Annotated in this window: 20 protein-coding genes and 2 tRNA genes; 13 read left to right on the forward strand and 9 right to left on the reverse strand. The window is 32.9% G+C overall.

Translation table 11 applies throughout. The annotated features are described in order from the left end of the window. Positions 1–301: 301 nt before the first annotated feature. From CLV91_RS12445 to CLV91_RS17050, 3 genes are all read left to right on the forward strand, one after another. Positions 302–1,009 (forward strand): DUF3784 domain-containing protein, encoded by a 708-nt coding sequence (locus CLV91_RS12445; RefSeq protein ID WP_245987188.1) that lies wholly within the window; start codon positions 302–304, stop codon positions 1,007–1,009. A 168-nt stretch (positions 1,010–1,177) separates the two neighbouring features. Continuing rightward, positions 1,178–1,678 carry a hypothetical protein gene (locus CLV91_RS12450; RefSeq protein WP_147406420.1) on the forward strand — a complete coding sequence of 167 codons (501 nt, stop codon included), beginning with the start codon at positions 1,178–1,180 and terminating at the stop codon, positions 1,676–1,678. Between the two features lie 20 nt (positions 1,679–1,698). After that, positions 1,699–1,848 (forward strand): DUF6597 domain-containing transcriptional factor, encoded by a 150-nt coding sequence (locus tag CLV91_RS17050; protein ID WP_317124777.1) that lies wholly within the window; start codon positions 1,699–1,701, stop codon positions 1,846–1,848. 60 nt (positions 1,849–1,908) lie between these two features. On the opposite strand, the gene CLV91_RS12460 is transcribed toward CLV91_RS17050, so the two are convergent. Beyond that, positions 1,909–2,319, reverse strand: a complete 411-nt coding sequence (locus CLV91_RS12460) for a DUF4293 domain-containing protein (RefSeq protein WP_121068450.1) — start codon at positions 2,317–2,319, stop codon at positions 1,909–1,911. Positions 2,320–2,522: 203 nt separating this feature from the next. Here CLV91_RS12460 and rho point away from each other — a divergent pair, with 203 nt between their 5' ends. Next, the gene (gene rho, locus CLV91_RS12465; protein ID WP_121068452.1) at positions 2,523–4,199 is read left to right on the forward strand and encodes a transcription termination factor Rho; all 1,677 of its coding nucleotides are present in this window, start codon (positions 2,523–2,525) and stop codon (positions 4,197–4,199) included. A 179-nt stretch (positions 4,200–4,378) separates the two neighbouring features. Here the strand turns inward: rho and CLV91_RS12470 are convergent, their stop codons facing one another. From CLV91_RS12470 to proS, 5 genes are all read right to left on the reverse strand, one after another. After that, positions 4,379–5,362, reverse strand: coding sequence for a TolB family protein (locus CLV91_RS12470; protein ID WP_121068454.1), 984 nt, complete (start codon positions 5,360–5,362; stop codon positions 4,379–4,381). A gap of 174 nt (positions 5,363–5,536) precedes the next feature. Beyond that, on the reverse strand, positions 5,537–5,788 hold the full coding sequence (rpsT, locus tag CLV91_RS12475) for a 30S ribosomal protein S20 (protein ID WP_121068456.1): 252 nt from the start codon (positions 5,786–5,788) through the stop codon (positions 5,537–5,539). Between the two features lie 47 nt (positions 5,789–5,835). Next, positions 5,836–5,907, reverse strand: a tRNA-Glu gene (locus CLV91_RS12480). Between the two features lie 39 nt (positions 5,908–5,946). Continuing rightward, positions 5,947–6,018: transfer RNA gene (locus CLV91_RS12485), tRNA-Glu, on the reverse strand. Between the two features lie 77 nt (positions 6,019–6,095). Continuing rightward, complete coding sequence (proS, locus tag CLV91_RS12490) at positions 6,096–7,571, reverse strand: proline--tRNA ligase (RefSeq protein ID WP_121068458.1); 1,476 nt, start codon at positions 7,569–7,571, stop codon at positions 6,096–6,098. A gap of 96 nt (positions 7,572–7,667) precedes the next feature. Between proS and CLV91_RS12495 the strand changes: the two genes are divergently transcribed. Together CLV91_RS12495 and CLV91_RS12500 are read left to right on the forward strand one after the other, a co-directional pair. Continuing rightward, positions 7,668–8,951 carry a hypothetical protein gene (locus tag CLV91_RS12495; RefSeq protein WP_121068460.1) on the forward strand — a complete coding sequence of 428 codons (1,284 nt, stop codon included), beginning with the start codon at positions 7,668–7,670 and terminating at the stop codon, positions 8,949–8,951. A gap of 34 nt (positions 8,952–8,985) precedes the next feature. Next, positions 8,986–10,488 (forward strand): OmpP1/FadL family transporter, encoded by a 1,503-nt coding sequence (locus tag CLV91_RS12500; protein ID WP_121068461.1) that lies wholly within the window; start codon positions 8,986–8,988, stop codon positions 10,486–10,488. 46 nt (positions 10,489–10,534) lie between these two features. On the opposite strand, the gene CLV91_RS12505 is transcribed toward CLV91_RS12500, so the two are convergent. Both CLV91_RS12505 and CLV91_RS12510 read right to left on the reverse strand, forming a co-directional pair. Further along, on the reverse strand, positions 10,535–12,001 hold the full coding sequence (locus CLV91_RS12505) for a T9SS type B sorting domain-containing protein (RefSeq protein ID WP_245987187.1): 1,467 nt from the start codon (positions 11,999–12,001) through the stop codon (positions 10,535–10,537). A 112-nt stretch (positions 12,002–12,113) separates the two neighbouring features. Further along, positions 12,114–13,919, reverse strand: a complete 1,806-nt coding sequence (locus CLV91_RS12510; protein ID WP_121068463.1) for a T9SS type B sorting domain-containing protein — start codon at positions 13,917–13,919, stop codon at positions 12,114–12,116. A gap of 137 nt (positions 13,920–14,056) precedes the next feature. Between CLV91_RS12510 and folE the strand changes: the two genes are divergently transcribed. From folE to CLV91_RS12545, 7 genes are all read left to right on the forward strand, one after another. Next, on the forward strand, positions 14,057–14,737 hold the full coding sequence (folE, locus tag CLV91_RS12515; protein WP_121068465.1) for a GTP cyclohydrolase I FolE: 681 nt from the start codon (positions 14,057–14,059) through the stop codon (positions 14,735–14,737). Between the two features lie 18 nt (positions 14,738–14,755). Further along, a complete protein-coding gene (gene cysS, locus CLV91_RS12520) occupies positions 14,756–16,237 on the forward strand; it encodes a cysteine--tRNA ligase (RefSeq protein ID WP_121068467.1) in 1,482 nt (493 codons plus the stop codon). An 8-nt stretch (positions 16,238–16,245) separates the two neighbouring features. After that, entirely contained in the window at positions 16,246–16,470 is a 225-nt protein-coding gene (yidD, locus tag CLV91_RS12525; protein ID WP_121068469.1) for a membrane protein insertion efficiency factor YidD, read from the forward strand. An 87-nt stretch (positions 16,471–16,557) separates the two neighbouring features. Continuing rightward, a complete protein-coding gene (gene lgt, locus CLV91_RS12530; protein ID WP_121068471.1) occupies positions 16,558–17,523 on the forward strand; it encodes a prolipoprotein diacylglyceryl transferase in 966 nt (321 codons plus the stop codon). Between the two features lie 8 nt (positions 17,524–17,531). After that, positions 17,532–18,023, forward strand: coding sequence for a DUF192 domain-containing protein (locus tag CLV91_RS12535; RefSeq protein ID WP_121068473.1), 492 nt, complete (start codon positions 17,532–17,534; stop codon positions 18,021–18,023). Between the two features lie 4 nt (positions 18,024–18,027). Then, a complete protein-coding gene (locus CLV91_RS12540; RefSeq protein ID WP_121068475.1) occupies positions 18,028–18,546 on the forward strand; it encodes a GNAT family N-acetyltransferase in 519 nt (172 codons plus the stop codon). Then, positions 18,543–19,787 carry an ATP-binding cassette domain-containing protein gene (locus tag CLV91_RS12545; protein WP_121068477.1) on the forward strand — a complete coding sequence of 415 codons (1,245 nt, stop codon included), beginning with the start codon at positions 18,543–18,545 and terminating at the stop codon, positions 19,785–19,787. The genes CLV91_RS12540 and CLV91_RS12545 overlap by 4 nt, the downstream gene beginning before the upstream one ends. A 69-nt stretch (positions 19,788–19,856) precedes the next feature. On the opposite strand, the gene secDF is transcribed toward CLV91_RS12545, so the two are convergent. Beyond that, positions 19,857–22,853, reverse strand: a complete 2,997-nt coding sequence (gene secDF / locus CLV91_RS12550) for a protein translocase subunit SecDF (protein WP_121068479.1) — start codon at positions 22,851–22,853, stop codon at positions 19,857–19,859. Between the last annotated feature and the right edge of the window lie 65 nt (positions 22,854–22,918).

Here is a 22,918-nt window from a genome sequence, read left to right on the forward strand (position 1 = left end):
AAAAAAGTCTATTAATAATTAAATTAGTAAATCATATGCCCCTAAAGCCCCGGGATAGCCTTAGACAAGAAAACTATACCATAAGTTTAAAGTATTTTACTAACAACGTCTTATTCCCAAAACCGCTATTTAAATAACTTTTTTAATATTTGCTGTAAATTCCTACAAAAAAATGTAGTTTATACTGTAATTTCTTTTATTTTTGAGTTACTTCCCTCTTATAATAAGTTATCTATAATAGGAACTCCATACATTCTGGAGTTTAGTAAAAAAATAAAAAATGATATACGTATTAATTGGTATGAGTTTAACTTTTATAACAATAGGATTTATTGTTACAGAAAATAACGCGGAATATCTTCTTTCTGGATATAACACAATGAGTAAAGAAGAAAGAAAAAAAGTTGACCTTAAATCCTTTATTCCATTTTTTAGAAAATTCCATATTGTTTTAGGAGTTTCATTTTTAATCCTTGGATATGGATTAAACGTAATAAACAAAAATGTAGCTGGAATTTTTTTAGGTGTATATCCAATTTTAGCGTATATATATTTTGCAATTACAACCTCAATATTTACAGGAGGACTAAAGACAAAATCAAATAAAATAGGGATTTTTACCCTTGCTGGCGCTTTTATTTTTGTGATAGGTCTTTTAACATACGGATTTAAAGAGAATAAAATATTATTCGATTCACAAAAAGTTGAATTCAAAGGAACTTACGGTGAAATTTTACAAACCGACCAAATTAAAAGTATTGAAATTGAGAATGAATTGCCAAATATTTCTTTAAAAACAAACGGATTCGCAATTGGAGAAATACGAAAAGGCTACTTTAAAACTAAAAACGGAGAGGTTGTTAAATTAATTTTGAACTCAGAACAAAAACCTTATATTCTTTTCACCAAATTAGACGGAACAAAAATATACTATTCCGCTAAAGAAAAATCGAATAAAGGAATACTTAAAGAACTAAAAAATAAATTACCTCTCAGTGGTTATAATTAATACGGATTTTGGTGCTTATCCAATGCAGCGTATTTTTATAAAGTCGCTAAATCTATTTTATTTGATAAGTAAACTACCTCGGGACAAGCCTACAAGGCATTTATTAGGAAACTAATTTTGCTTTCGAAGCAAGCCTCGGAGAATTTAAATCTCGATTATAGAGTGAAAATGAAAAAAATAATACCCTTACTATTTGTTTTATTCGTCTCAACAAATATGTTTTCACAAGATGTTTACATAAAGTTACCACAAGCAAAAACTAAAAATCCGAGCTTTATTTACAATAAAAATGTGATTGGTAACGAATCTATATTCAAGAGTTTAGGAAATACAGAACAAGAAGTAAAAGAAAAAGTTAAGGGAGTATATGTTATAAAAGACCAACCGTATAGAAAAAGTGCCGACTATTATAACCTAACGGAGCAAGGAATATTATTTGTAGATTTAAAAGAAAAACTTATCTCTAAAACGCAATCGGAATTGAATGCGTTTTTCGGAATGGATAAACAATCAGAAATTTATATTGATGGATATTTGTTAGAAAGCAAAAAATACAAAATAGCTTTAAAGGCAATTATGGAGATTGAAATTGTGGAACCAGATGCTACAAACCACCTTACAAGTAACGTTCTAAATATTTGGACATTGAAAAAAAGTGAACGATATTAAGAAAAACTTTTACCCTACCAATAAACTATCAAACATATCCACCACATTCAGATTTAGAATCTCTAATAAGCTGCTACTGGACCCTAGAAGTTCCTGCACAAAAAGACACAGAAAAACAACGAATTATTCCAGATGGTTGTATTGAAATGGCTTTAACTAAGGCAAAATAAAAAATAAAAACCCGGGAACAACCCCGGATTTAACGCACTAATACTACTAAGATATAAGGTTTAACGTAAACGATCTACAGATTTTACAAGATCTTCATCCTTCTTTATAGCTCTATTGGCAAGAACTAAAAAAACGATAGAAAATACAGGAATCAACATCCCAATACCCTTCTCAGAAACCAAAGTTTCTCCGGATAAATTTAGTGATCGATAAACGAAAAATCCTAGTAAAAAAATATTAAATATCATATTCAATCTGTTTACTACAAATTGATTTTTTCTTTGTTTAAAAAGCATAATGGCAAGGAACGCTAATGCTGCAATACTATAAAATGCAACTGCAATTAGAACGTTTTGTTTTGCAAAAAATTCTACTCCCTCAGCATCTTTCCACAAGGGTAGTATAAATGGTAATACACCACTTAATAAGATAACAACGAATAAATAAACGGATTGTATTCTCTGAATCATACAGTAACTTGCCTTTATTATTTGCAAAAATAGGTGTCTTTTTTAAAAATAACCACGTATTCTTAAAAATAATTTGTATTATTGTTACGTTATAAAAAAATACTTACCTTTTTTCGGGAATTCTTTTCCCAAATAAATTATCCAAGTATCAACACTTCTTTAAAATAGTCATAAAAAAGACATACTAATTTATTATATAATTAATGTTTGAGATTTCAGATTTAAAATCAAAAAAGCTTCCTGAGCTTCAAGAGATTGCAAAAGGATTAAATGTTCCTAAATACAAAACACAGAAAAAATTAGATTTGGTTTACCAAATTCTTGACGTGCAAGCGGCCAATCCTAAAGCTGCTGCCGAGGTTGTAAAAACAGAACCAAAAGCTAAAGCCGCTCCTGCGCCTAAAGCAAAAGCAACAGAAGAAAAACCTGCTGCAAAAACTACCCCAAGAAAGCCTAGACCAAAAATTACTAGAAAAGTTGTAGAACCTGCTAAAGATACACCAGCAAAAACTACCGCCCCTAGTAATGAAACAACAAATACTCCTAAAGTAGCAGAAGCTGCGAAAACGGAAAGTACAGAAGAAAAAAGGCCTAGACCAAGACCAAGACCTGTACAAAACAATAATGGTGATAAGAAAGATTTTCAGAAAAAAACACCACAACACAAAAACCAAAATACACAAAGGAATCGTCCTAATAAGCACGAAAAAAATAACAACTTTGACAAGGATCTAAAAAATAGATACAAAGAGCCAGAGTTTGAATTTGATAGTATTATTGCTAGTGAAGGTGTTTTAGATATAATGCAAGATGGGTACGGTTTTTTACGTTCGTCTGATTATAATTACTTGTCTTCTCCGGATGATATTTATGTATCACAGTCTCAAATTCGTTTATTTGGTTTAAAAACTGGAGATACCGTTCTTGGTAACGTAAGACCACCAAAAGAGGGCGAAAAATATTTTCCTCTAATTAAAGTAAACAAAATTAATGGTATTGACCCTCAAATTGTAAGAGACCGTGTTTCTTTTGAGCATTTAACGCCATTATTCCCACAAGAAAAATTTAGATTAGCAGAACGCCAAAGTTCTATATCTACACGTATTATAGATTTGTTCTCTCCTATTGGTAAAGGACAAAGAGGTATGGTTGTTTCTCAGCCAAAAACTGGTAAAACAATGCTTCTTAAAGATATTGCTAACGGTATTGCTGCGAACCACCCTGAGGTGTATCAAATTATATTATTAATTGATGAACGCCCTGAAGAGGTTACAGACATGCAACGTAATGTAAAAGGAGAGGTTGTTGCTTCTACCTTTGACAAAGAACCTTCTGAGCATGTTCGTATAGCTAATATAGTTTTAGAAAAAGCGAAACGTTTAGTAGAATGTGGCCATGATGTTGTTATACTATTAGATTCTATAACAAGATTAGCGCGTGCATACAACACCGTACAACCAGCTTCTGGTAAAGTATTAAGTGGTGGTGTAGATGCTAACGCATTGAACAAACCAAAACGTTTCTTTGGTGCTGCCCGTAACATTGAAGGCGGTGGCTCTCTTTCTATAATTGCTACTGCACTTACAGAAACTGGCTCTAAAATGGATGAAGTTATCTTTGAAGAATTTAAAGGTACTGGTAATATGGAATTACAGTTAGATCGTAAAATATCTAACCGTAGAATATTCCCTGCAATTGACCTTACTTCTTCTAGTACACGTAGAGACGATTTACTTTTAGATAAGGACACCATACAACGTATGTGGATTATGCGTAAGTATTTAGCAGATATGAACCCTGTAGAGGCTATGGAGTTTATAGAGCAACGTTTTAAGCAAACAAAAAACAATGAGGAATTTTTAATGACTATGAACCAATAATAGTCTACTAATTTAAAAACAACTTATATATAAAATCCCTAGTAGAAATTTCTACTAGGGATTTTTCTTTTGCTCGATAATCGAGATTTTAATACTCCGAGGCTTGCCTCGAAATCAAAATTAGCTTCCTAATAAATGCCTCGTGGGCTTGTCCCGAGGTAGTTTACCTACTATTTTTTTTAATATGCTTCCGGATGATAAAACCCATAATTGTTATCCGTAGTTTCTAAAACAGTTTGCACCTCTTTAGTAGTAACATTAATTTTCTTAATACGGAATGGCGTTTTAAAAACTTCTAAGCTATGAAAGTACACATACTTGCCATCTGGAGACCAACACATACTACCTCCGTTAGCATTAGCATCATCTAACAAAACAGATTCTTTATTTGTATTTACATCATACAAAAGTAAATCTACATTACTATACTCAGCGTTACCGCCTGAGAAAACAATTTTAGTAGCATCTGGAGAAAAATCTGGATCGTGGTCACGGGAGCTATTCTGCGTAAGTGAAACAATATTCGTTATCTCATTATTTTCTTTACTATACCTTCCTTTCTGCAACTCTAACTTGGTTAAATCAAAAGAAAGTTCATTATTAGCAAAACCCATAAACACAACACTAGAATTATCTACAGAATAATTACAATCTATAGCCCAATAATTAGATAGTATTTTAGGATTTTTTCCTAAAGCATCAGTCTCGACCAAACGCCATTGTAAACCCACATTTGTATCTACCTCAGCACACATTAAAATTTTTGTCCCATCTTTATTCCACCTACAAACTCCTTGTGCATTCCAACCATTCGCATTTTTAGGAAGTAATACTTGCAGATTAGTACCATCTATATTTATAAGCAACAATTCTGCATTTAGATAATCATCATGGTTTTTATCTGGATTAACAGCAGACCTATATACCAGTATTTTAGATTTGTCTGGACTTACTTTGGGCCACCAAAAATCATAATTTGAATCACTTAACAAAAGAGTTTGCTCCCCTTTATGCAATTTATAGAGTTCATTATACCCCTTAGGATTCTTAGAAAAAAGTAATGCAACATCTGCGTTTGTAGACTCAATAGTATCCTTAGTAGCATCACTACATGAAAACATTAGGAAGACAAAAGAAACAAGTAGTAATTTAGTTGTTGGCATAAAACTATTTTTTAGCTTAGCTATTATCCTATAAAAAAAGAATAGCCTTCATATTATTTTAACGCTTAAAAGACAAAACATAGTATTACACAATACTTTCTTAGCAAGAAAAGTAGAAAACAAAAAAAGCCCTAACCAATGGTTAGAGCTCTTAAATATTATAAAAAGAGTAAATTATAAAGCCGCTACGTGCTTTGCTAATTTACTTTTTAAGTTAGCTGCTTTATTAGAATGAATAATGTTACGCTTAGCTAAACGATCTATCATACTAACAACACTAGGAAAAAGTGCCTCAGCATCTTTCTTAGTTTCTTGTGTACGCAACTTTCTTAATGCATTACGCATTGTTTTGTGTTGGTATCTGTTACGTAAACGTACTGCTTCGTTTCTTCTAATTCTCTTTAATGCTGACTTGTGATTTGCCATCTTCTTTTTATTATTATGTTGTTGTTAGGGATATTATCCCAATTTTGTAGTCCGTAGGGGAATCGAACCCCTGTTACCAGGATGAAAACCTGGCGTCCTAACCCCTAGACGAACGGACCGTTAAGACATTTAAAATTCAATATTTCAGAACTTTTTTGTAGTCCGTAGGGGAATCGAACCCCTGTTACCAGGATGAAAACCTGGCGTCCTAACCCCTAGACGAACGGACCATACATTGTGTAAATGCGGATGCAAAAATACAATTATTTTTTACTATCGCAACACCTGTACATATTTTTTTTAAAAATTAATATGCTTTTGCAAATAACACCCTTCTTTTAGAGGGTTTTCCAGAGATTATATCTACCCCATTTTCTTCTTTTGCATCCATAGGAATACAACGAATAGTTGCTTTTGTTTCTTCTTTTATCTTATCTTCTGTCTCTGTAGTACCGTCCCAATGTACAGAAACAAAACCACCTTTGTTTTCTAAAACATCTTTAAACTCTTCGTAAGTATCTACTTCTGTTATATGGTCTTCTCTATGCTTTAATGCTTTTTGATGTATGTTCTTCTGAATATCTTCCATCAAAAATTCAATTTTAGAAATCACTGCATCGGCTGCAACTGTTTCTTTCTCAAAAGTATCTCTTCTTGCAACTTCATACGTACCATTTTCTAAATCTCTAGGGCCAATTGCTAAACGCACTGGAACCCCTTTTAATTCGTACTCATTAAATTTAAATCCTGGCTTGTGCGTATCTCTATTATCAAACTTAACAGAAAACCCTTTTGCACGTAACTCTTTTACTAAAGGATTTACTTTTTCCGATATAGCATCTAATTGATCTATCCCTTTATAAATTGGAACAATTACAACTTGTATAGGAGCCAACATAGGAGGTAAAACCAATCCACTATCATCACTATGCGTCATAATTAACGCCCCCATTAAACGTGTAGAAACACCCCAAGAAGTTGCCCATACATGTTCTTTTTTTCCTTCTTTGTTTGCAAATTTAACATCAAAAGCTTTTGCAAAATTTTGACCCAAAAAGTGCGATGTACCTGCCTGTAATGCCTTACCATCTTGCATTAAAGCCTCTATGCAATAGGTTTCTACAGCACCTGCAAAACGCTCACTTTCTGTTTTTACACCTTTTATTACTGGCACCGCCATGTGGTTCTCTGCAAAATCTGCATACACATGCATCATTTGTTCTGCTTCTTCAATAGCTTCTTTTTCAGTTGCATGGGCTGTATGCCCTTCTTGCCATAAAAATTCTGCTGTTCTTAAGAAAAGACGTGTACGCATTTCCCAACGTACCACATTAGCCCATTGGTTAATTAATAATGGTAAATCTCTATAAGATTGTATCCATTTACGGTAGGTATCCCAAATAATAGTTTCAGAAGTTGGCCTAACTATTAACTCTTCTTCTAATTTAGCCTCTGGATCAACAATAACACCAGAACCATCCTCGGCATTTTTAAGTCTGTAATGTGTTACTACAGCGCATTCTTTAGCAAAACCTTCTACATGACTAGCTTCTTTACTCAAATAAGATTTTGGTATAAAAAGTGGAAAATAAGCATTCTCATGCCCTGTTTCTTTAAACATTTTATCTAATGCAGCTTGCATTTTCTCCCATATTGCGTATCCGTAAGGTTTAATAACCATACAACCGCGAACTCCTGAATTTTCAGCTAAATCGGCTTTTACTACAAGTTCATTATACCATTTAGAATAATCCTCGCTTCTCTTCGTTAATTTTTTACTCATTATATGTAGTTTGGCACAAAACTTGTGTTTATGTTATTGAAAATAATTCGGTAAAACTAATTATTTTTACTATGTTCAACAATTAATTTTACAACGATGATATATTCTAGACCCCTTTATTCTTTTAGCAAAGTGCTTTCACTTGCCATTTTAGGTGTTTTTGCCGTTTCTTGTGGTTCTTACCAACAAGCATCTTATTACGACAATGATGGCATTTACGCATCTGGTAATGAAACAACTACAGAAGTTCGCACACCAAATAGAACCGTTGTTAAAAAACAAAACGAGAACAACACTTATTCTGATTACTTTGGTGAAAAAGCAAATCAATATAACGAAATATTAGATGAAGAAATTTTTACAGATGTAGATTCCTATTCTAGTAAAGTTGTTAATGATAGCATTAGCGAAGGACAACTAACAGATTATTACACATCTGAAAATGATTATGAAGGGTATGGTAATTGGGGCGACAATACTTCTGATGTAAGCATTACAGTTTATAATAATGGATGGAATAACGGCTGGAATAATTGGGGCTGGGGTGGCTACGGATATGGTTGGAACAACTTTGGATGGAATAATGGCTGGGGCGGTTATGGATATGGCTGGAACAACTTTGGATGGAATAATGGTTGGGGCTTTAACAACCCATGGGGCTGGGGCGGATACGGATTTAGAAATCGCTGGAACTCTCCTTATTATTATGGTTACGGAGGTTATTACGGTAACAGACATCCTTATTACAATAATAGGTACAACAGGTACAATAGAAGTTATGCATACAACAACTCTAGAAGAGGATACTACTCAAGAGGTAATGCAAGAAATAATTCTAGCAGAGCTACGCGATCTACGACTAGATCTAGTTATTCTGGCAGAACAAGTTCACCAAGATATAGAAGTTCAAGTACTCGTTCCTCTAACACTAGAGGAACCACATCTAGAAGCTATAGAAGCGGAAGTTCTAGCAGATCTGTTGGCGTAGATCAAAATAGAGCCTATAGAACAAGCAGAAGCACTAGAGCAACTCCTAGATATAATAGTTCTTCTAGAACAAACCAAGCTAGCAGAAGTTCTTCTCCAAGATCAAGCACTTACAGAAGCAGAAGTTCTAACTCTAGAAGCACAAGTACTGCACCTAGAACATCATCATACAGAAGCTCTAGTTCCAGAACAAGCAGTCCTAGAACAAGCAGCTCTAGATCTAGTAGTTCTAGATCTAATCAATCTTATAGAAGTTCTTCTCCACGCAGCAGCAATTATAGCTCTGGAAGAAGTAGCTCTTCTGGCAGAAGTAGTGGTAGCTATAGAAGTTCTAGCAGTTCTTCTAGCAGAAGTAGCGGTTCTAGGTCATCTAGTAGCAGAGGTAGAAACTAGTATTTTAAGCTTGTAACTCATAAAAAAAAATTCCATGAAACATTTATATACTTCTTTATGCCTTTTGGCATGCATTACAATAAGCGCCCAAAATAGTGCTGATGCATTACGATATAGCACAGAAAATACAACAGGAACAGCTCGTTACAATGCAATGAGTGGTGCATTTGGAGCCTTAGGAGGAGACTTATCTGCTCTAAATACTAACCCTGCAGGATCTGCAGTATTTACAAATAGTCTTTTCACTATATCTGGAAGTAACTATAATAGAGATAATTACGCTAGTTACTTTAACACAGGTAACGGAACAAAATTAAATAGCTTAAATATAAACCAAGCTGGTGGTGTTTTTGTTCTTAAAAATAATAGCGATAGCGATTGGAAAAAAATTACACTTGCCATAAATTATGATTTAGCTACAAATTTTGATAATGAGTTTTTTGCATCAGGAGAAAGTAGGCAAGGGATAGATAATTATTTTTTAGATTTTGCCCAAGGGGTTCCTTTTGGCTCTATTCTAAAGCAAGATGGTGAATTTTTAGAAGATGCCTATTTAGATATTGGTGCTAATGCAGGTTTTGGAAGTCAGCAAGCATTTCTAGGATATTATGGAGGCATAATCGACCCTGTTAATGAAAATGATGATACGGATCAATATACAAGAAATGCTAATTATACCACTGTAAACCAATCTTATTTAAAAAACACTTCTGGATACAACAGCAAATTAACATTAAACATAGGTACGCAATACAAGGAAAACTTATACTTAGGAGCTTCTTTAAATTTCCATAGCATCATGTATGATGAGCTCAAAGAATTTACAGAGAGAGGTTATGACAATGGTTCTCCTATACAAGAAACAATATTTGATAGTTCTTTACATACAGAAGGAAATGGAGTCTCTTTAAATATTGGAGCTATTGCAAAACTTAATCAATTTATACGCATTGGTGGTAGCTACCAAACTCCTACTTGGTATAGAATTAATGATGAATTTTCACAAAAAATAGATTCTAATTTAGCAGATGATGATATTGGGTTTATTAACTTTAATGTTGTAAATATATTTGATACCTATACCCTTAAAACCCCTAGCAAGCTTACAGGAAGTTTAGCTTTTGTTTTTGGTAAGCAAGGACTTCTTAGTTTTGACTATGGTTACCAAGATATGTCTAAAGCAGAATTTAGACCTACAAATGACCCTAATTTTTCTATTGAAAACGACAATATAAGAAATACTCTTGGAGGTGTTTCTACAGTAAGAATTGGTGGAGAATATAGAATAGCATTAGTTAGCCTAAGAGCAGGATACCGCTACGAACAAAGTCCATATGACACTAACAATTTCACTGGAGACTTAAGTGGATTTTCTGGAGGAATAGGCTTTAATTTTGGAGGAAGTAAATTAGATTTTGGATTAAGCAGAACAGACCAAGATGTGAGCGAATTATTATTTACCACAGGACTTACAAATCCTACTGTTGTAAATAGAATTAATACTACAGCTACTCTTAGTTACACTTTAAATTTCTAAAAAAACACTGTAAAATTAAAAAGAGCCTTTTTAAAGGCTCTTTTTTTTATCTTTTTAATGTAAAATGAGTTTTTCTGTTTTTAGCAACTATAAGACCATTTTCATCCTCTGCATATTCCAACCTAAACCAGTAATCTGTAGAAGGTAACTGCCTGCCGTTATAGGTGCCATCCCAACCAATTGTATTAGCATCTAACTGTTTTAACAATTTACCGTAGCGATCAAAAATAAATACCCTAGCATCTGTTAATCTATCAATACCTAAAACATTCCAAGAATCATGAAATCCATCACTATTTGGTGTAAAGAATTTTGGATACCCTATTATAAAAAAGTCTATAGGCTCTGTAATTCCACAACCATTCTTATCATTTATTATTAAGGTATTTAAACCTGGCGGTATATCTGTAAAAATTGGGTCGTCTTGAAACTCTCCTCCATTTATAGCAAATTCATATTTACTATTACCAACCACAAAAATCTCTATATTATTCTTGTCTGGATCCGCTGATAAGTTTGTTTCTAAAATTTCTACACGGTCCAATACAGGCTCCCCATGAAAAGTAATTAACACTCCTCCATCGTCCGCAACTGTAGGAGGCGTACCACTAGCAGTAGTTATTACTGCAAAATACCTACCCGAATTAGGGCTTGCAACTACTAATTCCGCTCCAAAATCTCCAGAACCAGGTAAAGTAGCATCAACAACCCCATCATCTTCATAATCTACCGTCCATTCTACACTCCCTATATCTGAACCTGCAGGAGAATTAAGTGCACTTAATGTAATATCAGGATCCCCTTCACAGGCAACAATATCTAATCCTAAAAATTCATCACGCAAGGTGCAATCTAAGGCTGTATTTTGGTCCGCTTCAACCGAACTCCCCGTAAAAGTTAAGGAATAAGGTTCAGGGTCTCCATCAAAATTAGTATTAAAGTTGTTTATTAAAATATAATATATTTCTCCAGGCTGCACATCCAACCACTCGTCATAAGTATTCTGGCTACCGGTTAAAAATGGTGCTCCTTCTTGTCCGTTTTCTGGGTTTACCCCTACTCCAGTAAAATTTGTGGTATTTACTTCGTAATTACATCTAATTGGTTGCGCTACTCCGCTACCAATATCTCCACAGTCTACATCTGGACCATATACTGCAAAATCCCATTCTGCTGTTGGTGTTCCAGTACCCCCTCCTATTGCTAAAGATTCTATATCAAAACCGACTTGCCCGCCAGTACCAGCTCTAAAAACATACCAAGATGTATTATTCTCTATGTTAGCCGAAGAAATACTTCCTTTTTCTAAACATCCGGATTCTCTAACTACGTCTGGATCAAAATCATCTATATCTCCACCTCCATCAGCTTCAGAAAAAATAGGAGCATCTGCACATACAGGTATCGCAGTCCTACAGTCGGCCGAATTTTGTTGCGCATTTGCATTAAACAAAAGAAATAAAAAACAAATAATCGTTAAATAAAGTAATCGCATAGGTTGTGGTGCTAACATTACATTAGAGATTACTACTATAACTAGTACACCATCAGTTTAGTATATTAAACATAAAAATTAAACACTTAATCGATGAAAAGCATAAAAATCACTTCCTAAGCGTAAGAAATCATCGTTTTAAAGAAAAATGATTATTTATATATTTTGCGGTTTGAGTCTGCCCATTTTCATTGATATAATCTAGCTTAAACCAATAATCCGTTGCAGGTAAAGGCACTCCGTTATAGGTGCCATCCCAACCTTTTGAAGTACTTCCAAATTGAAATAAAAATTTACCAAAACGGTCATAAATATACACTTGCGGATTTTGCAATTCTGCAATTTCTTTTATTTGCCAGTAATCATTAATAGAATCTCCGTTTGGTGTAAAGAATTTTTCAAAACCTATTACTACAATTTCTTCGGTTACTTCTCCACAACCTTTTGGGTCTATCACTTTTACAGTATGCCTACCAGGCAACACATTACTAAATCGTCTAGATTGTTGTACTGTTTCTTCGTCAATTTGATAGGTATACTCGCCTTCTAAATTTATAAATACTTCTACAGTATTACTACTTTGCAGGTCTTCTATTTTTATATCTGTTACTTCTGGTAATTCTGACTTAACAACAGTAACACTTCTTGAATTTGTACAACTTACGCCATTGCTTGTATGCGTTACAGTTAAAGTATAAATCCCAGCTTCACTTGCAACAATACTAGAAGAAGTTTCTCCTGTATCCCAGTTATATGTGTAATTTGAATTTGGAGACAATTCCCCAATAGTTCCAGAAGTTTCATTGGCACATAAAAATAATTCTTCATCAAAAGTTAATACAGGGGTTTCTACACTTGTATAATTAAAACTCTCAGAGGCATCAAAACACTTAGGATTTTCTATAGAAGTTGTACGAACGTATATGGTTTGCGAACCAGTTAAAACTGTATTTTCTTTCTCTAATGGATCTACACCATTTGTTGCATCATTTTGTGATGCATGATAACTAACTCTAAAATCATTAGAACTTTGCGTTCCTAATGCTTCCGAATCTTTTAATTGTAAATTAATTTGAGAATTTCCAGAGCAAGAAATTTCATCTTGTAAAGGATATGTAACTGGCGATGGCGAAAAAGCCACCTGCGCCTCACTAACAATATTATTCCCCATAGGCATAACCACTAGAACACGATATAATGCAGAAACGGCAACATTTAATGTAGCTGCACTTTCACCAGGTATTCTTGAAAATCCTGTTCCTAAATCTAAATACCACTCATAACTAATAGCGGTTGCTGTTGTAGCATCTAAAATAACCGTATCTGTATCACAAGCAGATACAGGCGGTCCTAATAAATTATTAATTATAGAACAATCTAAAGCATTGTTAGGATTTGTGACAAAAATATGTCCCGAAAACTGAATTGAAAAACCTGAGTTAGTATTACTAAAATTATTTATTAGCAATAAATAATCTTCTCCTGGTTCTACCTGTAACCAGTCTTCATACAGAATAGTATCAGTATCTCCGTTAGGATTTTCTCCAACACCCATATAGGTGTTAGCTTCCATATTATCAAAAAAATTGCAACGAACAGGAGTTCCTAAATTATTACAATCTGATGTTTTATATAATGCAAAGTCCCAATCTTCAGAAGTATCAAAACCTATATTAAAACCCAACTGTCCGCTAGCACCAGTCCTAAACTTATACCAGGCAGAATTAGTTTCTATTACTCCAGATGTTGTTTGCCGTAAACAACCACTTTCTGTAGCTCCATTAAAATCGTCTACACCATAACCAGTTGTACCTCCATTTACAGGAGTATCATTACAAATAGGAATAGCATTAGCGCAATCTGGAGAAACTTGAGCATTTAGCAACAAGCCAGAAGCAAAAAAAAGAAAACATATTACAACACCTAAGCGGTTCATAAACTTATACAAATTTGTAATTCCTAAAAATAACCAACCTGTTTTCTTAACACTAATTTATGTTGTGTAAGCACTAGAATATAGTATAAACTGCCATATTATGTATATCTTTGCGCTTCCATTAAAGTTGAATTTAAATGAAAATCGACACAACATTAGAAGAGCAATTTGATAACATGGGAGACGACCATATATCATCTGCAGAAGATACTCCTATGAGAGAAGATGCATTTGTTCTGAATGATAAAGAGAAAATAGAAAAGATTAAAGCTAGCGTTACCGATATTTTACACACCCTAGGTTTAGACTTAAATGACGATAGTCTAAAAGGAACTCCAAACAGAGTGGCAAAAATGTTTGTTAATGAAATTTTTGGCGGATTACACCCAGACCGCAAACCTAAAGCATCTACTTTTGATAATAAATACAAGTATGGAGAAATGCTTGTAGAAAAAAACATTACTCTTTATTCTACCTGTGAGCACCACTTATTACCTATTGTTGGTAGGGCTCATATTGCATACATTTCTAGCGGGTCTGTAGTTGGGCTTTCTAAAATGAATCGTATTGTAGATTATTACGCAAAAAGACCTCAAGTACAGGAAAGACTTACTATTCAGGTTGTAAAAGAATTGCAAAAAGTTTTAGGAACAGAAGATGTTGCTTGTATTATTGATGCCAAACATTTATGCGTAAATTCTCGAGGAATTAGTGATATAGAAAGTAGTACAGTTACTGCAGAATATGGTGGGAAATTTAAAGAAGAAGCCGTACGTAGAGAATTTTTAAATTTTATTCAACTAGAAACTAAATTTTAATACCATTCCTTTTCCAAAATGCAAGTATTTAAAAATCAAACTTTAAAAATATATAATTCCCTTAGTGGAAAAAAAGAAGTTTTTAAACCCATAAATGAAGGTCACATAGGTATGTATGTTTGTGGCCCTACAGTTTACAGCAATGTCCATTTAGGAAACTGTAGAACATTTATGTCTTTTGATATGATTTTTAGATACTTTAAGCATCTTGGGTTTAAAGTAAGGTATGTAAGGAATATTACAGATGCTGGCCATTTGGTAGATGATGCAGATGAAGGGGAAGACAAAATTGCTAAAAAAGCGCGTTTAGAACAACTAGAACCAATGGAAGTTGTACAGCGCTATACCGTTGATTTCCATACTATTTTAGAAAAATTTAATTTTCTTCCTCCTAGCATAGAACCAACTGCTACTGGACATATAATTGAGCAAATAGAAATTATAAAAGAAATTATAAGCAAAGGGTTTGCTTATGAAATAAATGGCTCTGTTTATTTTGATGTAAAGACCTTTAATGAAAAAAAAGAATACGGTAAACTTAGCGGGAGAAAATTAGAAGATATGATTGCTAATACACGTGAATTAGCAGCACAAAGTGAAAAAAGAAATCCGCAGGATTTTGCTTTATGGAAAAAAGCAGAACCAGAACACATTATGCGATGGCCTTCTCCTTGGGGAGACGGTTTTCCTGGCTGGCATTTAGAGTGTACAGCAATGAGTACAAAATATTTAGGAGAGACTTTTGATATACATGGTGGCGGAATGGATTTAAAATTCCCGCATCACGAATGTGAAATTGCACAAGCAGAAGCTTGTAATGGACATTCTCCTGTAAATTATTGGCTACATGCCAATATGCTTACTTTAAATGGTAAGAAAATGGCAAAATCTACTGGAAACAGTATTTTACCAAATGAAATTTTTACTGGAGAAAACACTTTCTTAAGTAAAGCATTTTCACCATCTGTAGTTCGCTTTTTTATGATGCAAGCACATTACACTAGTATTTTAGATATTAGTAATGATGCCCTTTTAGCATCAGAAAAAGGATTTAACAAACTTATGGAAGCTATAGATAGTTTAAATAAAGTAACCGTTAAAGACTCTTCTACTTTTAATGTAGAACAATGGCAACAACAATGTTATGATGCCATGAACGATGATTTTAACAGCCCAATACTTATTGCAAAATTATTTGAAGCCGTAAAACAAATTAACCTTATTAAAGAAGAAAAAGCTAGTATTACCTTAGCAGACAAAACAGTATTGACAGATACACTTCATAGTTTTGTTTTTGATGTTCTTGGGCTAGAAGACAAAAACACTAAAGATAATAACTCTAATAAAATAGACGGTGTTGTAGAACTTTTAATTGAATTAAGAAAAGAAGCTAGAGAGAATAAAGATTTTGCCACATCAGACAAAATTAGAAACCAATTAGCAGAAATGGGGATAGAATTAAAAGACGGAAAAGAAGGCACTACTTTTACCATTTTATAATAAAAAATATGGTAAAAAAAATCCTAATAGCACCTTTTGTTCTTTTAGTTAAGTTTTACCAAACTGCAATATCACCGTTTACACCAGCAACATGCCGATACTCCCCTACATGTTCGCAGTATACTTTAGAGGCCTTGAAAAAACATGGTCTTTTTAAAGGTGGGTGGCTAGCAACAAAAAGAATATTTAGTTGCCATCCTTGGGGAGGAAAAGGATATGATCCTGTACCTTAAATTTCAAGGGAAATTAAAAAAATACTAACATTTGTTTCTTAAGTAATTAACTATCTTAGTCGCACATTAAAAAAATAAAACTCTACTATGTTTTTCTTAGGCTTTACATGGAATCCCAATGAAACTCTTTTTAATATTGGTTTCATTCAGATTAAATACTACAATTTATTATGGATTACCTCTTTTGCATTAGGATGGTTTTTAATGAAAAAAATATTTTTGAATGAAAAGAAAACGGTAGAACAGCTAGATTCTCTTTTTATTTATACCGTATTAGCCACAATGCTTGGAGCTCGATTAGGGCATGTTTTCTTTTACGATTGGCCATATTACAAAAACCATATAATTGAAATCTTGTTACCAATAAGGGAGTCTGCAAATAGTGCTTTATTTGGTTTTATTAATGGCTATGAGTTTACCGGCTTTACTGGACTAGCTAGTCATGGCGCTACCATTGGTATTATTATTGGAATGTATTTATACACCAGAAAATTTCCAGAATTTAAAATTTTATGGATTCTAGATAGGTTAGTTGTTCCTGTGTCTATAGGTGCTTTTTGTGTGCGTTTAGGAAACTTCTTTAATTCTGAAATTAATGGAAAACCTGTAGAAAAATCATTTGCATTTGCCACTCGTTTCATTAGAGACTCAGATGATTTACACCCTTCTAAAGCACTTGCTGTAACAAAAGAAAAAACATTAAACGCAGCATACGCAGCCATAGAAAACAATCCTAAGTTTGCTCAATATTTAGAAGAAATTCCTTATCGTCATCCTGCGCAATTATATGAAGGTATAAGCTATATTTTTGTTTTTATAATTCTTCACTTTTTATACTGGAAAACAGACAAAAAAGACAAACCTGGCTATTTACTAGGTCTATTTTTAGTGCTTCTTTGGAGTATTAGATTTATTGTAGAATTTGTAAAGAAAAGCCAAGGTGGTTTTGAGGAATCTTTAGGGGTATTATCTACTGGCCAATGGTTAAGTATTCCTTTTATAATTATTGGCTTCTATTTTATGTTTAAACCGTCTAAATTTAGTTCTAAATAATATTTAAGATGAAATCTTTACAACACTCTTTATTATTCTTAGTATTTATAGCTGCAACATTATTTTCTTGTAAAACAGAAAATAAAAAAGTAGTTAAAACTGCTGCAATAGAGTTTAAGAAAGAAGGTACATTAACCATACGTAAAGGCAATAAAGATTCTGTCTTAACAAAAATAAATATTGAGATAGCAGAAACGGAGTACGAAACACAAACTGGTCTTATGTACAGAGAAGGTATGGCAACCAATGAAGGAATGCTTTTTATTTTTCCAGATGTAAGAATGCATTCTTTTTACATGAAAAACACGCTGTTTCCTCTGGATATAATTTATATTGATGAAAATTTAAAAATTGCTAGTTTCGAAGAAAATGCAAAGCCATTAGATGAAACCTCTTTATCTTCTATTGTTCCTGTAAAATATGTTTTAGAAGTAAATGCAGGATTAGCTGAAAAATGGATTTTAGAAGTAGGAGATACTATAGAGTTTACAAAACTTTAATACTGTGCAACTACTATTAGAAGAAATAGAAACAGAACGCCTACTATTTAGAAAAATAATTCCTTCAGATTTTAATTCTTGGCTTCCATTTTATGAAGACCCAACAAGCACCCAATTTTGGGAAGGTTTGGACAAAGACCCTAAAATTGCCTGCGAAAATCATTTTAAAGGTATTTTTAATAGATACAACAATAATCTAGGAGGTATGAATGCCTTGCTAGATAAAGAGTCTTTACAATTTATAGGTATGTGCGGACTACTAGTACAAACTGTTGACACTAGTAAGGAAATAGAAATTGGATACTCTATACTACCTAAATACAGAAGATTAGGATATGCTACAGAAGCCGCAAAAAAATGCAAAGCTTATGCATTGAAAAACAAAATAACAAACTCTATAATTTCTATTATTCATATAGATAATATTCCTTCTCAAAAAGTAGCAATTGCAAATGGTATGTTTTTAGACAAGACTACTACCTATAAAAACAATCCTGTACATATATATAGAGTATTATTATGAAAACTAACCATCATTGGGGAATATATATCACGAATACATCAAACAAAAAACAGTTGATACATGAGTTTTTAAAAAATAGCTCGTATCAAAATATAGAATCTTATGTTGGCCATAAAATAGCATTATTTTCTAAAATTACTATTGCAGGTTTAATTGAGGATGAAGATCGTCATGACACCAAAATAATTACAAAAAACAGCAATCAGTCTTTAAAATCCATGTCAAGTGGAGAGCAAAAAAAGGCACTTTTAAAACATCTTTTTAGCACAGATAATAAAGTAATTATCCTAGATAATGTTTTTGACAACCTAGACATAGAGTCGCAAATAAATATAAAAAAAACACTTACAGAGAAAGCTGATAAAATTTCTTTTATACAACTGATAAGTAGAAAAGAAGACACCCTACCATTTCTTACCCATTATGCAGCTTTAGAAAATGAAACTTTAAAAACATATTCCTCTCTAAACACTATTCCACTTTTTAAGACAAAAAACAAAATAACTGGTAGTATTCCTCCTCCAATACTCACTTCTAACTTTATTGAAAAAACATTAATTAAACTAAAAAATGTTACTGTATCATTTGGCGATAAAACTGTTTTAAAAAATATTAATTGGCAAATAGACCGTGGTTCTTTTTGGGAATTAATTGGTGCTAATGGAAGCGGAAAAACTACAATACTATCCATGCTTACTGGGGAAAACCCAAAAGGCTACGGACAAGACTTATACATTTTTGGAAAAAAGAAAGGCAGCGGAGAAAGTATTTGGGATATAAAAAAACGCATTGGGTATTTTACGCCCTCTATGACCGATAAGTTTAAAGGCAACCATACTATTGAAAATATGCTAATATCTGGTTATAACGACTCTATAGGGTTGTATACAAAACCCACAGATGTTCAAAAACAACGTGCGCTAGAATGGCTAAAGCTTTTACAGATGGAGGACTTAAAAGACACTTTATTTAAAGAGTTGTCTATGGGGCAAAAAAGAGTAATTATGACCACCAGAGCTATGGTTAAGCATCCAGAATTACTTATACTAGATGAACCTACAGCAGGGTTAGATGATTTTTCTGCTAGTATATTAGTTTCTCTTGTGAATAAAATGGCACAAGAATCGCAAACTACTATTTTATTTGTATCACACAGAAAAGAAAGCAATTTAACACCACAATATCAATATTTATTAACTCCTTCTACCACAGGATCCGTAGGAACAATAACTAAATTGTAGAATTCCTATTAAAAACAAAAAAGGCTTAAGTAAAATTACTTAAGCCTTTTCATGGTTAAAAAAATATTATTATTCTTTTTCTTTACTATCATTAATAATAGTATCTGCTTTACCTGAAAGTATTTTTTTCTTCAAGGTATCAAACATAACTGGAGTTGCGATAAATACAGAAGAGTACGTACCTACAACAACACCAATAATCATTGCAAACATAAACCCTCTTAAAGATTCTCCTCCAAAGATAAATATTGCTAACAATACCACTAAAGTAGTTAAAGACGTATTTAAGGTTCTTCCTAACGTACTATTAATAGCAGAATTTACATTTTCTCCTTTGTTCCAACCTCTTTCCGCTATGATTTCTCTAATACGGTCAAATACTACAACGGTATCATTTAAAGAATATCCAATTACAGTAAGTATTGCCGCAATAAACGCTTGGTCTATTTCCATATTAAAAGGCATTATTTTCCCTAACAAAGAGAAAATACCTAATACTATTAATACATCATGGAAAACCGCTACAACTGCACCTAAAGAGAATTGCCACTTACGGAAACGTATTAAGATATATAAGAATACAACTGCTAAAGAACCTAAAATTGCTAAGAATGCATTATTCTTAATATCATCTGCAATAGTAGGACCTACTTTTACAGATTGTAAAATACCTATAGATGCCTCATTACTACCAACATTAAAATCTTGTTGTGAAATTCCATCTGGTAAATATTTTTGTAATGCAGTAAATAATTTTTCTTGAATTTCAGTATCTACTTCAATACCTTCAACATCTACTTTATAAGGTGTTGTAATTTTTATTTGATTGGATTCTCCGTAAGTCTTAACATTAGTACCACTACCAAATACAGTATTTAATTCTGATGCTATTTCTGAAGGGTTTACCTGTTGTTCAAAACGTACTTGATACGATCGACCACCAACAAAATCTACCCCTTGTTGTAATCCTGCTCCAAAGAATAATGAAAATAACCCTACACCTACTAATATTGCAGAAATTACATAAGCAATTTTTCTTTTTCCTAAGAAATTAATACTAATGTTTTTAAACAAGTTTTTCGTTGCTCCTGTAGAAAAATCTAATGTTCTTCCCTTACCACTTATATACCAATCTACTAATAATCTAGTAATAAATATTGCAGTAAATAAAGAGGTAAGAATACCTATTAATAATGTAGTTGCAAATCCTTTAATTGGACCAGAACCAAAAACAAATAAGATTATTGCCGTAAGACCAGTAGTAATGTTAGCATCTAAAATAGAAGATAATGCATTACCAAAACCATCTGAAACAGCTTGCGATTTTCCTTTCCCTTTTGCTAACTCTTCTTTAATACGCTCAAAGATAAGTACGTTAGCATCCACAGACATACCTATGGTTAATACAATACCTGCAATACCAGGTAAAGTAAGCACCGCATTTAAGCTAGTAAGTACCCCAAAGATTAATAAGATGTTTAATAATAAAGCGATATCTGCAAAGGCACCAGCTTTACCGTAATATGCTATCATCCATAATAATACAATAGCCATTGCAATTAAGAAAGACATAAAACCACTATCTATAGCTTCTTGTCCTAAAGATGGTCCAACAATTTCTGACTGAATAATTTCTGCTGAAGCAGGTAGTTTACCAGCACGCAATACATTAGAAATATCTTTAGTTTCATTAATTGTAAAGTTACCTGTAATTTCTGAACGCCCTCCAGTAATTGGCCCTGTAGAAACTCCAGGTGCTGTGTACACTTTATTATCTAAAACAATTGCAATACCTGTTTGATTGCTATATGCATCTCCAGTTAATTTTTCCCATAATTTAGCACCTTTAGTGTTCATGGTCATAGAAACTGCAGGCTTGTTAAATTGGTCAAAATCATCTCTTGCATCACTAACAACATCGCCGCTAATTCTTGGCGTAGCATCTCTGTTAGATTTTAAAGCATACAAATCTATAACCTCAACCTCTTCGCTAGTAGGACGTTCCCACACAAATTTTGTAAACTGAATATCTGCAGGTAATAAACGTCTAATTTCTGGCATTCTTAAATATGCTCCTAATTGTGCAGTATCTTTAATTGCAGCTCTAAACATTGCATTTGTTCCTGGATTAGCAGGAATTAATAAATCGTATAAAGGATTTACTTGGCTTGCTAAATCTAAAGAATCTGCAGCTACATCAGATAACAATGAATCTATTTCTGACTCTAAAACTTCTGGTTCTGGTTTCTTAATATCTACTATAGTTTTTAATTTCTCATTAGCAGAAATTAAAAAATTATTAAAACTTGGGTTTCCTTGTTTGTACGTTTCCCAGAATTCTAATTGTGCTGTACTTGATAATAAACTTTGCGCTCTAGCTATATCTCTTGCCCCAGGAAGCTCTACTAAGATACGTCCAGAATTACCTTCTCTTTGTATGTTTGGTTGTGTAACACCAAAACCATCAATACGCTCTCTTAATACTTCGAAAGCAGAAACGATAGATTCGTCTATTTTCTTTCTAATTACTGGCTTAACAGCATCATCAGACATTTGAAAATTAACCTCTTCACTAAGTGCTTTATTTGCAAAAATATCTGGTGAAGCTAATTTAGTTTCGCCTTTTATTTTATCAAAAGCTTCAAAAAACAACTCTACATACGTATCATCACTATCTTTAGACAAAGCATCTGCATCTGCTAACGCTTTATTAAAAACTGGATTTTTAGTATTATTTGCAAGCCCCTTTAAGATATCTTTTACCGAAATTTGAAGGGTAACATTAATACCCCCTTTAAGGTCTAACCCTTTATTTAATTCTTTCTTCTTTGCTTCATTGTAATTTGTGTAACCAAAAACACTATTACCACCTATAGAATCTAAATAGCTTGCCGCTAATGTTTCTCTTTTAGAAATATGGTCTGCTTCCGATTCTGAAATACGGCTAGCAGCAAAAACCTGTGCTTCCTTCTCTACTTTACTTGTAATAAAAGTGTAGGAAAGCTGGTATATACTTACTAACCCAAATAATAAAGCAAAAAGCTTTATAAGTCCTTTGTTTTGCATTTTAAAAATTTATTTAATTTATGTTGATTATGATTGTATGAAATTTATAACCTAAAGCAAATTAC

The organism is Maribacter vaceletii, from assembly GCF_003634105.1.
GTDB lineage: Bacteria > Bacteroidota > Bacteroidia > Flavobacteriales > Flavobacteriaceae > Maribacter_B > Maribacter_B vaceletii.